At 68.5% G+C, this 12,743-nt stretch carries 14 protein-coding genes; 4 read left to right on the forward strand and 10 right to left on the reverse strand.

What is annotated here, in order from left to right; all coding sequences use genetic code 11:
- Positions 1 to 164: 164 nt before the first annotated feature.
- Entirely contained in the window at positions 165 to 1,589 is a 1,425-nt protein-coding gene (gene glnA / locus Aple_RS18915) for a type I glutamate--ammonia ligase (RefSeq protein ID WP_155345937.1), read from the reverse strand.
- Positions 1,590 to 1,811: 222 nt separating this feature from the next.
- Here glnA and Aple_RS18920 point away from each other — a divergent pair, with 222 nt between their 5' ends.
- The gene (locus Aple_RS18920) at positions 1,812 to 2,408 is read left to right on the forward strand and encodes an RDD family protein (protein ID WP_155345938.1); all 597 of its coding nucleotides are present in this window, start codon (positions 1,812 to 1,814) and stop codon (positions 2,406 to 2,408) included.
- Here the strand turns inward: Aple_RS18920 and Aple_RS18925 are convergent.
- The 7 genes from Aple_RS18925 to Aple_RS18955 form a co-directional block, all read right to left on the reverse strand.
- Positions 2,398 to 3,177, reverse strand: a complete 780-nt coding sequence (locus Aple_RS18925) for a class I SAM-dependent methyltransferase (RefSeq protein ID WP_155345939.1) — start codon at positions 3,175 to 3,177, stop codon at positions 2,398 to 2,400. The genes Aple_RS18920 and Aple_RS18925 overlap by 11 nt on opposite strands.
- Positions 3,178 to 3,182: 5 nt before the next feature.
- Positions 3,183 to 3,869 carry a DUF4191 domain-containing protein gene (locus Aple_RS18930; RefSeq protein WP_155345940.1) on the reverse strand — a complete coding sequence of 229 codons (687 nt, stop codon included), beginning with the start codon at positions 3,867 to 3,869 and terminating at the stop codon, positions 3,183 to 3,185.
- Between the two features lie 43 nt (positions 3,870 to 3,912).
- The gene (lipA, locus tag Aple_RS18935; protein WP_155345941.1) at positions 3,913 to 4,848 is read right to left on the reverse strand and encodes a lipoyl synthase; all 936 of its coding nucleotides are present in this window, start codon (positions 4,846 to 4,848) and stop codon (positions 3,913 to 3,915) included.
- Positions 4,849 to 4,869: 21 nt separating this feature from the next.
- Positions 4,870 to 5,844, reverse strand: coding sequence for a M48 family metallopeptidase (locus Aple_RS18940; protein WP_155345942.1), 975 nt, complete (start codon positions 5,842 to 5,844; stop codon positions 4,870 to 4,872).
- Positions 5,845 to 5,862: 18 nt separating this feature from the next.
- Positions 5,863 to 6,528: a lipoyl(octanoyl) transferase LipB gene (gene lipB, locus Aple_RS18945; protein WP_155345943.1), complete on the reverse strand. Its 666-nt coding sequence runs from the start codon at positions 6,526 to 6,528 to the stop codon at positions 5,863 to 5,865.
- Positions 6,525 to 7,274: a Type 1 glutamine amidotransferase-like domain-containing protein gene (locus Aple_RS18950; RefSeq protein WP_155345944.1), complete on the reverse strand. Its 750-nt coding sequence runs from the start codon at positions 7,272 to 7,274 to the stop codon at positions 6,525 to 6,527. The genes lipB and Aple_RS18950 overlap by 4 nt, the downstream gene beginning before the upstream one ends.
- A gap of 264 nt (positions 7,275 to 7,538) precedes the next feature.
- On the reverse strand, positions 7,539 to 8,444 hold the full coding sequence (locus Aple_RS18955) for an AraC family transcriptional regulator (RefSeq protein ID WP_155345945.1): 906 nt from the start codon (positions 8,442 to 8,444) through the stop codon (positions 7,539 to 7,541).
- 156 nt (positions 8,445 to 8,600) lie between these two features.
- Between Aple_RS18955 and Aple_RS18960 the strand changes: the two genes are divergently transcribed.
- The 3 genes from Aple_RS18960 (at position 8,601) to Aple_RS18970 (ending at position 10,837) form a co-directional block, all read left to right on the forward strand.
- On the forward strand, positions 8,601 to 8,906 hold the full coding sequence (locus tag Aple_RS18960) for a putative quinol monooxygenase (RefSeq protein WP_155345946.1): 306 nt from the start codon (positions 8,601 to 8,603) through the stop codon (positions 8,904 to 8,906).
- A 22-nt stretch (positions 8,907 to 8,928) separates the two neighbouring features.
- Entirely contained in the window at positions 8,929 to 9,912 is a 984-nt protein-coding gene (locus Aple_RS18965) for an alpha/beta hydrolase (RefSeq protein WP_155345947.1), read from the forward strand.
- Positions 9,913 to 10,078: 166 nt separating this feature from the next.
- The gene (locus Aple_RS18970; protein ID WP_155345948.1) at positions 10,079 to 10,837 is read left to right on the forward strand and encodes an SDR family NAD(P)-dependent oxidoreductase; all 759 of its coding nucleotides are present in this window, start codon (positions 10,079 to 10,081) and stop codon (positions 10,835 to 10,837) included.
- 97 nt (positions 10,838 to 10,934) lie between these two features.
- Here the strand turns inward: Aple_RS18970 and Aple_RS18975 are convergent, their stop codons facing one another.
- Both Aple_RS18975 and Aple_RS18980 read right to left on the reverse strand, forming a co-directional pair.
- Positions 10,935 to 11,834, reverse strand: a complete 900-nt coding sequence (locus Aple_RS18975; RefSeq protein ID WP_155345949.1) for a TIGR01777 family oxidoreductase — start codon at positions 11,832 to 11,834, stop codon at positions 10,935 to 10,937.
- Positions 11,835 to 11,944: 110 nt separating this feature from the next.
- Positions 11,945 to 12,743 (reverse strand): 2-oxo acid dehydrogenase subunit E2 (locus tag Aple_RS18980; RefSeq protein ID WP_174889848.1); only part of this gene is annotated, 799 nt, incomplete at its 5' end.

Genomic DNA, 12,743 nt, shown 5'->3' on the forward strand with positions numbered 1-12,743 from the left:
CCACCAGCGCAGAACGGCCTGGCATCGATCTTGATGCCAGGCCGTTCTGTTACCTCTCTGTTCCTTCTGGCGTTGCTCAGCAACTACAACAACGACAACCAACGACAGGTTTCCCAGGTCAGCGCTCATTTCCGGGAAGATCGCCGAGGCCGGAAACCCCGCCGTCACACGTCGTAGTAGAGCTCGAACTCGTGCGGGTGCGGGCGCAGCCGGATCGGGTCGATTTCCTGGGTGCGCTTGTATTCGATCCACGTCTCGATCAGGTCGGGCGTGAAGACGCCGCCTTCGAGGAGGTAGTCGTGGTCGGCCTCAAGGGCGTCCAGGACCGCGGACAGCGAGCCGGGCACCTGCGGGACCTGGCGGGCCTCCTCAGGAGGAAGCTCGTAGAGGTCCTTGTCGACCGGCTCCGGCGGCTCGATCTTGTTGCGGATGCCGTCGATGCCGGCCATGAGCTGCGCGGCGAACGCGAAGTACGGGTTGCACGACGGGTCCGGAACCCGGAACTCCAGGCGCTTGGCCTTCGGGTTGGAGCCGGTGATCGGGATGCGTACGCAGGCCGAGCGGTTGCGCTGGGAGTAGACCAGGTTGACCGGGGCCTCGTAGCCGGGCACCAGGCGGTGGTAGGAGTTCACCGTCGGGTTGGTGAAGGCCAGCAGCGAGGGCGCGTGCTTGAGCAGGCCGCCGATGTAGTAGCGGGCGATGTCGGACAGGCCCGCGTAGCCGACCTCGTCGTAGAAGAGCGGCTCGCCGTCCTTCCAGAGCGACTGGTGGCAGTGCATGCCCGAGCCGTTGTCACCGAAGATCGGCTTCGGCATGAAGGTGACCGTGTGGCCGAACTCCAGGGCCGTGCTCTTGATGATGTACTTGTAGAGCATCAGCTTGTCGGCGGTCTGCAGCAGCGTGCCGAACTTGAAGTCGATCTCGGCCTGGCCGGCGGTGCCGACCTCGTGGTGCTGCATCTCGGTCTCGATGCCGGCGTCGATGAGACGGCGGACCATCTCCGACCGGAGGTCGGTGAAGTGGTCCATCGGCGGGACCGGGAAGTAGCCGCCCTTGTAGCGGGGCTTGTAGCCGAGGTTGCCGCCCTGCGTGGCGGTGCCGGTGTTCCAGGCGCCTTCGATCGAGTCGATGTAGTAGAAACTCGAGTGCTGGTTGGTCTGGAAGCGCACGTCGTCGAAGATGTAGAACTCGGCCTCGGGGCCGAAATACACCGTGTCGGCGATGCCTGTTCCCTTGAGGAACTCCTCGGCCTTGCGGGCGACGTTGCGCGGGTCGCGACTGTACGCCTCGCCGGTGAGCGGGTCGTGCACGAAGAAGTTGATGTTCAACGTCTTGTGCTTGCGGAACGGGTCGATCACGGCCGTCGTCGGGTCGGGCAGCAGCAGCATGTCCGACTCGTGAATGGCCTGGAATCCACGGATGGACGAACCGTCGAACATCAGGCCGTCGGTGAAGACGTTGGGGCCAAAGTTCTCGACGGGGAAGGTGAAGTGGTGCGTCGTGCCCGGCAGGTCGGTGAACCTGACGTCGACGAACTGCACCCCTTCGTCCCGGATGAAATTCAGGACGTCGTCGGCGGAGTTAAACACTCTCTCGAACCTCCCAGGGGCATGGGCTTAGCAGACTGAAAGTAGGCCCGGGGCGTTTCCACCCCATGTCTCGTTTGTTTCGCACGTGTTAATGGAACCGCGATCCAACGCTAACCGTGACGGGGAAGTGACACGTCACCTCCGGCGCCGCCTTGACCCAGTCTTTCCCAGACTGGTACGTCGAAGGAGGAGCCACCACATCCGGCCGATACCGTTGAGCATATGAAACAACGGCAGCCCTCGAACCGGCAGCCCACCAACCGCCAGGCCCGTGACCAGCGACAGCGCGGCGATGGTCAAGGGCGGCAACCCGGCAACAAGCAGCCTCGGCCCACCCAGAGCGGACAAACAGGCCAGCCACCGCCACGGGAACCCCGCTGGACGCAGACCTGGCTAGGCGGAACCCGATCCGCGGGCGTCGACCTCGGCTACCCCGGACAGCGACTCGGCCTCCCCCAGGACGGCCCCGGCGCCGTCGCCGGTTTCGGCCGCCGCATCGGCGCCATCCTGGTCGACTGGATGCTCTGCACCTGGGCGATCGCTCGCGGCCTGTTCCAGGCCAGCCCACAGGACGCCTCCTGGATCGGCATGGCGGTGTTCGCCGCCGCCTACATCCTGCTCGTGGGCACACTCGGCATGACCCTCGGCATGCGCCTGTTCAAGATCCGGATCGCCGCCCTGGACGGCTCCCAGCCGACACTGCTGGCCGTGCTGATCCGGACGTTCCTGCTCTGCCTGGCCGTACCCGCCCTGATCTGGGACCGGGATCAGCGGGGCCTGCACGACCGCGCGGCCGGGACGATCGCCGTCAGGCTGTGACGCAGCTGAAGATGGCGGTGCCCGGGATGTGACGCCCCCGGAGCGGGCTCCAGCCGCCCCAATCGCGATCGTGGCCCTCAGGCCATTCCGGTTCGGTGAGCGCCACCAGCGTGAACCCGGCCCCGGAGATCAGACCGACCCAGTCGCCCAGCGTACGGTGATGCTCCACGTAGGAGACCTGGCCGTCCTCAACCTCCACGTACGGCACCCGATCGAAATACGACCGATCAGCCGTCAGCCCGCGCGGCCCGGGATCGTCCGGAAACGCCCACCGAATCGGATGGCTGACGGCGAAGACGAACCGCCCGCCGGAACGCAGCACCCTGCGCGTCTCGGCCAGGACGGCCCCCGCGTCCGCCACGAACGGCAGCGCGCCGAAGGCCGAGCAGGCCAGATCGAACGAGGCGCCCGCGAACGGCAGGAATTCCGCGTCGGCCTGCACGAGCGGCAGCTGCGCCGGCGAGTCCTGGTCGATGCGGCGCGCATGCTGAAGTTGCCGATACGACAGATCCAGAGAGACGACCTCGGCTCCCTGCCGAGCCAGCCAGCGGCCGCACTGTCCGGCGCCACCGCCGACTTCGAGGATCCGCAGCCCACGCACCTCGCCCAGCAGCCCGGCATCGGCCTCATCCAGACCTTCCGGACACCAGATGAAACCGTCATCGCGCAGGAACGCCCCATGCTCGGCCTGATACCAGTCCGAGGCGCCGTCCCACCAACTCCTGTTGGCCCGCGAGGTCTCGGCCCTGGAGACCCGCTTCCTGAACATGCGGTTCAGCGAGCCTTCGGCGCCTTGGGCGTCTTCGGCATCCGCGCGCCCTTCGGCATCGGGCCCTTCGGCAGCGGAATCGACGGGGTCAGCGCGCGCATGCGGTTGTTGACCTCGGAGACAGCCGGCTTCTTGAGGTTGCGGGGCAGTTTCATCAGGTGCCGCTGCAGCTTGGCGATCGGCACCTGCCCTTCGGCGTCACCGCACTGCACGTCGTAGACGGGAACGTCGATCGCCACCCGCTGGACCCGCTTCTTCTCGGCCAGCAGCATGCGCTGCACCCGGTTGCCGGGCCCTTCCGAGACGAGGATCACGCCCGGGTAGCCGACCACCCGGAACACCAGGTCCTGCTCGCGGTTGACCGCGACCGGCTTCTCCTCGACATACCAGTTCCCCCGCATGCCCTGGAGGATCGCGTACGCCGCGCCGGGCTGGCCGTGCAGCATCGAATACTGCGCCCGCTGGGCCAGCTGGCCGAAAATGATCATTCCGACCAGCAGCGACACCGGGATGCCGAGGATCAGCGCGTAGATCACGCTGTTGGTCAGCACCCCGACCACGACGGCGAGCGCGAGCACGCCGACGACGGACGCGTAGACGATCGGCATCCCCTTGGGGTTGGCCTTCTTGATGATCTGCGCGACCATCCGGAGTTGCTTGATGCGGCCTGGGCTCGCCGGGTCTTTCGCCATGACGTGAAGGATACAAATCCCGCGGGCGATTCGTGAAAACGAATCAGCTTCGAACGGCGGACCTGTGCTCGATCGCCTGCTGGTACAGCCGCCCGGCCCGGTACGAGGAGCGCACCAGCGGCCCGGACAGCACCCCGGCGAAACCGATCGCCTCGGCCTCCTGCTGCAGCTCCACGAACTCCTCGGGCTTCACCCAGCGCTCGACCGGGTGATGGCGCGGCGTCGGTCGCAGGTACTGCGTGATCGTCAGCAGGTCGCAGCCCGCCTCGTGCAGATCGCGCATAGCCTGCACGATCTCCGCGCGCTCCTCGCCCATGCCCAGGATCAGGTTGGACTTGGTGACCAGACCGGCCTCGCGGGCGGTGGTCAGCACGCCCAGCGACCGGTCGTAGCGGAACGCGGGCCGGATCCGCTTGAAGATCCGCGGCACGGTCTCGACGTTGTGCGCGAACACCTCGGGCCGGGCCGAGAAGACCTCCTCCAGCTGGGCGCGGTCGCCGTTGAAGTCGGGAACCAGGAGTTCCACCCCGCAGCCGGGCAGCAGCGCGTGGATCTGGCGGGCGGTCTCCGCATACAGCCAGGCGCCGCCGTCGGGCAGGTCGTCGCGGGCGACGCCGGTGACGGTCGCGTAGCGCAGGCCCATCTGCTGGACCGACTCGGCGACCCGGCGCGGCTCGTCGGTGTCATAGGCCGCGGGCTTGCCGGTGTCGATCTGGCAGAAGTCGCAGCGGCGGGTGCACTGGTCGCCGCCGATGAGGAAGGTCGCCTCGCGGTCCTCCCAGCATTCGTAGATGTTGGGACACCCGGCCTCCTCGCAGACCGTGTGCAGGCCCTCCCGCCGGACCAGCGATTTGAGCTCGGTGTATTCGGGCCCCGTTTTGAGCTTGGTCTTGATCCACGGGGGTTTGCGCTCGATGGGGCTCTGGCTGTTGCGAACTTCCAGGCGGAGGAGTTTACGGCCTTCAGGTGCGACGCTCACCCTGCCAGCTTATGCCAGTCCTCAGCTGAGCAGGCCGAGGCCCCTGAGCATGCGGGCATACCGCGATTTCAGCTCCTCGTCGACCCGCTCGGACTCGCCCGCCTCGATCGTGGCGGCCACCGGCCCGGGGCCGTCCAGGTCCCGCAGCGCGGCCCGGTCGAGGGCGCCGCGCCGGATCACCGACACGTCCTCGCCGCGCAGCGCCGCGGCCTGCAAGGGCGCCAGGTAGCGCCGGGAGGCGGCAAGCTCGGACAGTTCGGCCAGCGCGTCCGGCCCGGCGACCTGCTCCGCGATTTCCCGCGCCCGCGCGCGTTCCTGGGCTAGCCAGCCCCGGGTGAGCCGATCGAGCAGGAAGCCGGCCACGATCGCGGGCCACCCGACCACCCAGCCCACCAGCCGCCCGAAGGTCCCCGCCGCGTCGTAGGTGGTTTCCGGCGCCCACGCGCCCAGCGTCAGCGCCATGTCCTCGTGCGCCCGCCGCCGGCTCGAATTCTCCCCGCCGCCGAACAGCGCCGCCCGCGCCTCGGTCAGCGTCGTCCGCGCGCCGCCGATGATCACCCCTTCCTCCGCCCGCGCGTTCGCGCAGGCCACCGCCAGCAGCGCCACCCGCTGCGCGGGCGCGAGCGCCAGCCAGATCGGCAGCCCCACGGTCAGCACCGGCCGCCGCCGCAGCCCGATCCGCGCCAGCTCCGCCCCCAGCCCCTGATCGTGTACGGCTACCGCCTGCGGTTTCGGCGCCCCGGTCGCGGCGGCCACCCGTTCGGCGAGGGCGTACAGGGCCGGGGCGGTTTCCCGGGGGAGGAGTTCGGCGGCGGGGGAGAGGCGGGCGGCGCGCGGCCTGAGCATGAAGCCAAGCCCCAAAAAGACCCCGCCGAGCAGCCAGTTCGCCAGGAAGGCGGGGTTTCGCAGGATCGTCCACAGGCCGAGCGCGGCGAAGGCGAGAGTGAACGCGTGCACCGCGATCGCGACGACATAGGCCGCGAACTTGGTCAACATATGGCCATTCTGGCTGGATTAGGCGTGCAGGTCTTCCTCGTACATGTCATAGATCTCCGCTTTGAGCGCCTCGCCCAGGCGTTTCTCCGCGTACGGGATGACCTCGTCCACCGTGATCCGGCGACCGGTCTCGGCCGACAGCGACGTCACCCCCGCGTCCCGGATGCCGCATGGGACGATCCGGTTGTACCAGCTCAGATCATTCGCGCAGTTCAGCGCGAACCCATGCATCGTGACGCCCTTGGCGACCCGGATCCCGATCGCGCCCAGCCGGCGGTCCGGCACCCCGTGGGACGCCTCCCCGCGCACCCACACCCCGGCCCGGCCGTCAACCCGCCCGGCCACCACCCCCAGATCCGCGCAGACCTGGATCAACACCTCTTCGAGCAGCCGCACGTACGGAATCACGTCGTCGATCCGCACGATCGGATACCCGACCAGCTGCCCGGGGCCATGCCAGGTGACCCGGCCGCCCCGGTCCACGTCGATGACCGGCGTGCCGTCGCTCGGCCGGTCCTCAGGACCCGTGCGTTTGCCCGCCGTGTAGACGGGCGCGTGTTCCAGCAGCAGGCACAGATCATCCAGCTCGCCGCTCACCCGCCGGGCGTGCGCCAGCCGCTGCAGTGCCCACACCTGCTCGTACGGAACATCGACGCCAAGTCGGACGATAGCCAGCCCACTCACATGTCCAGGGTAGACGCGAGTTGCCGGGGTTCGATACGGAACTCCTTCACCCCACCCGCACCATCTCTCTCAATCCGGTACGCGTAGCCGTCCGGCTCGATGCTGACCGCCTGGATGAACTCGGTGCCCACGTAGTGCAGGGCCACGCCCTCGTCCGCCGCGTACCCGTCCGGCAGCTCCCCGGAGGCCACCGACTGGTGCAACAGCGGCCGCCGCTGCTCGTCGGAGTCGTAGTGCACCCCGCACGAGTACGGCAACAGTCCCATCCCCTCCGCCCACGGCCGCAACTCCGGCCCGAACGAGTCGGTGTTCCCGCCCACATGCCAGCACAGCGCCCCCGCGCTCTGACCTGCCAGCACCACACCCGCCCGCCAGGCCTCCTCCAGCGCCTCGTCCAGACCGTGCAGCCGCCACAGCGCCATCAGGTTGGCCACGCTGCCGCCGCTCACGTAGATCGCGTCCTGCTCCAGGATCCAGGCGCGCGGGTCCGGGATGTTGGGCATCGGGAAGACGCTCAGGTGGCTGAGCTCCACGTCCCAGTCGCGGAACGCGCCGTACATCTTGAGCAGCCAGTCGTCGGCGTCGCCGGACGCGGTCGCGAGCATGCCCACTTTGGGCCGGTCCTGCCCGGTCAGGTCCAGGACGTAGCGGAGCAGGGGAGTCGCCTCCAAGAAGTCGAACCGGCCGGTTAGGCGGAACGAACCGCCCCCGATTGCCACGATGTGCGACTGCCCAACCCGTCCCATTGTTCACTCCCTTGTCAGAAAGAAAGAGGAGTGCCCAAGCCTACGACCCGGCCGTGCGCGCTCGCGCTGGTATCCCGGAAGAGGGGTAGTTCACCCGTTTCGCGAGGATAACCGACGTGTCGTCGCGGGGGGTGGCAGACGTCCGGAGGGCCGGTGACCTCACTCTTTGACCGGTTCAGAGGGTTATTACTGCTATACGCCGGAATAGTATCCGGATTTATCGTGAAATCCTGCTACGGCCGCTTTCTTAGGCCGCCTCTCCGGTTACGCCAGGGTTGATGCGGTGCCGAGCGTCGAGCCGCGCAGGCGGGCGGCGTCCTGGCTGGGAGGCGCGCCGAACTGGCGGCGGTACTCGCGGCTGAACTGTGACGGGCTGTCGTAGCCGACGCGCATGCCGACGCCGGTGACGTCGTTGGGATGCGTGGCGAGCAGGAGCCGGGCCTCCTGCAGCCGGATCTGTTTCTGGAACTGGATCGGGCTCATCGCGGTGACCGCCTGGAAGTTGCGGTAGAAGGCGGACACGCTCATGCCGGACATCTGCGCCACGTCCTCCACCCGGAAGGACCGCGTGTAGTGATCGCGGATCCACCGGACCGCCCGGGCGATGTGGGTCAAGCTGCTGTCGGCGAGGCCGAGCTGGCGGACGACGGCGCCCTGCTCGCCGGTGATGATCCGCCAGAGGATCTCCCGTTTGATCAGCGGCGCGAGCACCGCCAGGTCGCGTGGCTGGTCGAGCAGGCGTAGCAGCCTGATCACCGCGTCGATGAGCTGGCCGGACGCGTCGCTGACGGCCAGGCCGGACGGCGCGCCGCCGCCGGCGGGCGGGAGGTCTCCGGGGGGCGCCTGCAGCAGCAGTTCGGCGACGGTGGCCGGGTGCAGGGTCAGTCCGAAACCCAGCGCCGGCCGTTCGGGGCTGGCCTCGGTGAAGTGGCCGGTGATCGGCAGGTCGACCGAGGCGATGAGGTACTGCCCGGCGCGGTACTCGTACACGCGGTCGCCCAGCGCGATGCGTTTCGCGCCCTGCGCGATGAGCGCCAGCACCGTGCCCGTCATCGACGGCGACGGCGGAGCCGACTGCTCGACCTTCGAGATCAGGACGCTGTCGATGGCGGTGGTCGTGTCGGGTCGGGCGTGGCGGGCGAGCAACGCGCGCAGCTCATCAAGGGCCATGACCCGATTGAAGCACCAACTGATACTCGCCGCAACGATAGAATCAGGCATGAGGTCAAGAGCATCGTTCTAACGTTTCCGCTGGTGGCGATGCTTACATGGGGTTGTCGATATCCCAGGAGCGCAAGACCGCTCCACGAATGAGGAGATAGCCCCATGGCCGTCAGCCACGGTTTCCACGCCACAATGACCGCTCAGCCCGGCAAGGCTGACGAGCTGGTCGAGCTCCTGCTCAACGCGCCGTCCCTGCCGAACGAGGACTGCGTCGTCTTCCTGGTCAGCCGCTCGGCCAGCAACCCGGACATCGTCTACGTCACCGAAGGCTGGACCAGCCAGGAGGCCCACGGCCGGTTCTTCGCGACCGAGCCGGCGCAGGCACTGGTCGCGAAGCTGCAGCCGCTGCTGGCCGGCGACTCCCAGTACGTCGACGAGGTGCCCGTCGGCGGCAAGGCCACCTTCTAGAACCCCAGCGAAAGGAACCCCCATGGCATCCGTACGACCCGACCTCGACCCTGAACTGCACGCGCTGCTCGCCGACATGCCGCTCATGTCCGAACTCACCCCCGAGGTGCTCGCCCAGCTGCGCCAGCTCCCGTCGACACCGATCGACGCTCTCCTCGACGGCCGCGCCGTCGACCGCCGGGAGCTCACCATCCCCACCCCCGACGGCGCGCGGATCCCGCTGTCGATCTTCAGCCCCGCCGATCGCGCCGAGGCCGCGCCATGCGTCTACTGGATCCACGGCGGCGGCATGGTCATGGGAGATCGCTTCGCGCAGATCGACATCCCACTTGAGTGGCTCGACCTGTTCGGCGCCGTCGTCGTCTCCGTGGACTACCGGCTGGCGCCGGAGGCCACCGGCACGACCCTGGTCGAGGACTGCTACCACGGCCTGCTCTGGACCGCCGAGCACGCCGGCGAACTCGGCATCGACCCCACCCGCATCGTCGTCGCGGGCACCAGCGCCGGCGGCGGCCTCGCCGCCGGAACCACCCTGATGGCACGCGACCGCGGCACGCCCGCGATCGCCGCCCAGATGCTGATCTACCCCATGCTCGACCACCGCGACAACACCACCTCCACCCGGCAGTACGGCGGCGAGCCCGGCGTCTGGACCCGCGAGATGAACCAGTTCGGCTGGGCCTCAGTCCTCGGCGGCCTCGCCGACGGCGACGTGCCGAGCTACGTCTCACCCGCGGTGGCCGACGACCTCTCCGGCCTGCCTGCCACCTACATCGACGCCGGCACGGCCGAGGTCTTCCGCGACGAGGACGTCGCCTACGCCAGCAGGATCTGGGCGGCCGGCGGCCAGGCGGAACTGCACATCTGGGCGGGCGGCTTCCACGGATTCGACGCCCTGTACCCCCAGGCGCGGGTCTCGGCCGCGGCGCGCCGCACCCGCCACGACTGGCTCGCCCGGGTCCTGCACGCACCGGCACCGGCCCTGTCCTCAGCCGTGCCGGACTAGTCCCTCCAGTCGCCACTACGAGCGACCGAAATTCTCGATGTGACGAGGATTGTGCAAGGACGAGAGAGCATCTTCATATCGTATGTGCACGTTGAGATGTTCTGATGGAAATACCTAAATCCCATGGAGCGTTGATCGGCTCCACGAACGAACAGGCGGTCAACCCATGCAGGTCGCCATTGTCACCGGTGCCAGCTCCGGTATCGGGCAGAGTGCCGCCATCCAGATCGCCAAGCGCGGAACGGGAGTGATTCTCACCTACCAGAACAACGAGTCCGGAGCCCTGGACACGGTGGCGATGATCGAGAAAGACGGCGGCACGGCCGTCGCGCTGCCGCTGGCCGTCGGCGATTCGGAGACGTTTCCGGCCTTCCGCGAATCCGTCGTCACGGCCTTGCGCGACACCTGGCAGCGGGACACATTCGATTTCCTCGTCAACAACGCCGGATTCGGCCAGATGGCGATGTTCGAGGACACGAGCGAGGAGATGTTCGACACGCTCATGCGGGTGCTGCTCAAAGGCCCGTACTTCCTGACCCAGACCCTGCTGCCATTGCTGGCCGACGGCGGCGCGATCGTCAACACCACGAGCAGTGCGGCCCTGCGCTCCGGCATGGAACCCGGCTACTCCGCCTACGGCACCATGAAGGGCGGCCTGGTCGTCCTGACCCGCTACCTGGCCAAGGAACTCAGCCCACGCGGCATCCGCGTCAACTCCATCTCTCCCGGCTCCACCCGCACCCGCATCGCCGACAACGCGTTCGAACGCTACCCCGAAGTGATCCCCGCGATCGCCGCCAAGACCGCCCTCGGACGACTCGGCGAACCCGACGACATCGGCATGGTGATCGCGACACTGCTGGCCGAGGAATGCCGCTGGATAACCGCCCAAGACATCGAAGTCTCCGGCGGCTTGAACCTATAACCAGGCAATCCCGCCTCCGGTGGTATCCTGGAAGACAAGCAGTTCACCCGTTTCGCGAGGATAATCGACGACCTGCTGGCGATGGCCGAGCGGGCGGTCAGTCGTTGAGCGCGGCCTTCAGGGCGGTGGGCAGGTCAGGCTCGGAGAAGCGGTAACCCGCGTCCAGGAGGACGCGGGGGAGCACGCGCTGGCCGATCAGTACGCCTTCGTCGGCGAACTCGCCCAGAGCCAGGCGCAGGGCGAAGGCGGGGGTGGGGATGGGCAGGGTCGGGCGGTTCATGGCGTGGCCGACGGCCTTGGTGTAGGCGGCGTTGGTGACCGGTTCGGGGGAGGTCACGTTGACGGGTCCCGAGATTCCCTCGTTTTGCAGGAGAAAGCGGACGGCGTTCACCCAGTCGGTGCGGGAGATCCAGGAGAAGTACTGGCGGCCGGTGCCGAGGGGGGCGCCCAGGCCCATTCTGAAGATGGGCAGCACCTTGGCGAGCGCGCCGCCGGACCTGCTGAGGACGACGCCGGTGCGCATGCGGACCACGCGGATGCCCGCCTCGGCCGCCCGGGCCGTCGCGCCCTCCCACTGGGTGACCACGTCGGCCAGGAAACCCTCGCCCTGCCGGTCGTTCTCGTCGACCGCGCGGTCCTTGGTGTCGCCGTAGAAACCCACCGCGGACCCGGACAGCAGCACCCCCGGCGGGGCGCCCATCCCGGCCAGCGCCGCGGCCAGCATGCTCGTGCCGCGCGTGCGGCTCTCCAGAACCTTCCGCTTGTACGCCGGCGTCCAGCGCCTGTCGCCGATCCCCGCCCCGGCCAGATGCACGACCGCGTCCGCGCCATCGAGCACCGACGGGTCCAGGACGCCCTCCTCGGGGTTCCAGAAGGCCTCGTCAGGGGCGGCGGGCTCGTGCCGTACCAACCGGCGGACCTGGCGGCCGTCGGCGGCCAGCGCCCGGATCAGAGCCGAGCCCAGCAGCCCGGAGGAACCCGTCACCACGATCGTCATGTCACCCACCGTAGTTCCTTCGACAGCGGAACCACGTTCGGATGCACTCGAAAACAACGAGCCCTTCGCCGGGTGTCGGCGAAGGGCTCGTCAACGGCCGATTGTGCGGCTCAGGCCAGGCCGAGTTGGCCCTCGAAGCGGCCCTCCTCCAGGCGGCGCTTGATCGTCGTGAGGAAGCGGGCGGCGTCGGCGCCGTCCACCAGGCGGTGGTCGTAGGTGAGCGCCAGGAACACCGTCGAGCGGACCGCGATGACCTCGCCCTCGGGCGTGTCGACGACCACGGGACGCTTCACGACCGCGCCGGTGCCCAGCATGCCGACCTGCGGCTTGTTGAGGATCGGCGTGTCGAACAGGGCGCCGCGGCTGCCGGTGTTGGTCAGCGTGAACGTGCCCCCGGCCAGGTCGTCGGGGCTGATCTTGTTGGTCCTTGTGCGCTCGGCCACGTCGGCGATCTTGCGGGCCAGGCCGGCGATGTTGAGGTCGCCCGCGCCCTTGACCACGGGGACGATGAGGCCCTTCTCAGTGTCCACCGCGATGCCGAGGTTCTCGACGTCGTGGTAGGTGACCTCGTTGGTCTCGTCGTTGATCACCGCGTTCAGCTTCGGATGCACCTTCAGCGCCTCGACCGCCGCCAGCGCGAAGAACGGCATGAACGACAGCTTCACGCCCTCCCGCGCCTCGAACGCGCTCTTGGCCTGCTGGCGCAGCTTGGCGATCCGGGTCACGTCCACCTCGACCACGGTGGTGAGCTGCGCGGTGGTGTGCAGCGAGTCCATCATGCGCTCGGCGATGACCTTGCGCAGCCGCGACATCTTCTCGGTCGTGCCCCGCAGCGTGGTGTCCACCTGGACCGGCTCGGGCGCGGCCGAGGGAGCGGCCTGGACCGGCGCGGCCGGAGCGGCGGGCGCC

It is taken from the genome of Acrocarpospora pleiomorpha (genome assembly GCF_009687885.1).
Taxonomy (GTDB): domain Bacteria; phylum Actinomycetota; class Actinomycetes; order Streptosporangiales; family Streptosporangiaceae; genus Acrocarpospora; species Acrocarpospora pleiomorpha.

Bases quoted from the DNA above. Each gene is read 5' to 3' on its own strand.
- Aple_RS18975 (WP_155345949.1), bottom strand. From the start codon at position 11,834: ATGACGATCGTGGTGACGGGTTCCTCCGGGCTGCTGGGCTCGGCTCTG.
- Aple_RS18965 (WP_155345947.1), top strand. From the start codon at position 8,929: ATGGCATCCGTACGACCCGACCTCGACCCTGAACTGCACGCGCTGCTC.
- Aple_RS18955 (WP_155345945.1), bottom strand. From the start codon at position 8,444: ATGGCCCTTGATGAGCTGCGCGCGTTGCTCGCCCGCCACGCCCGACCC.
- Aple_RS18970 (WP_155345948.1), top strand. From the start codon at position 10,079: ATGCAGGTCGCCATTGTCACCGGTGCCAGCTCCGGTATCGGGCAGAGT.
- Aple_RS18925 (WP_155345939.1), bottom strand. From the start codon at position 3,177: ATGTTCAGGAAGCGGGTCTCCAGGGCCGAGACCTCGCGGGCCAACAGG.
- Aple_RS18930 (WP_155345940.1), bottom strand. From the start codon at position 3,869: ATGGCGAAAGACCCGGCGAGCCCAGGCCGCATCAAGCAACTCCGGATG.
- Aple_RS18960 (WP_155345946.1), top strand. From the start codon at position 8,601: ATGGCCGTCAGCCACGGTTTCCACGCCACAATGACCGCTCAGCCCGGC.
- Aple_RS18940 (WP_155345942.1), bottom strand. From the start codon at position 5,844: ATGTTGACCAAGTTCGCGGCCTATGTCGTCGCGATCGCGGTGCACGCG.
- Aple_RS18920 (WP_155345938.1), top strand. From the start codon at position 1,812: ATGAAACAACGGCAGCCCTCGAACCGGCAGCCCACCAACCGCCAGGCC.
- Aple_RS18950 (WP_155345944.1), bottom strand. From the start codon at position 7,274: ATGGGACGGGTTGGGCAGTCGCACATCGTGGCAATCGGGGGCGGTTCG.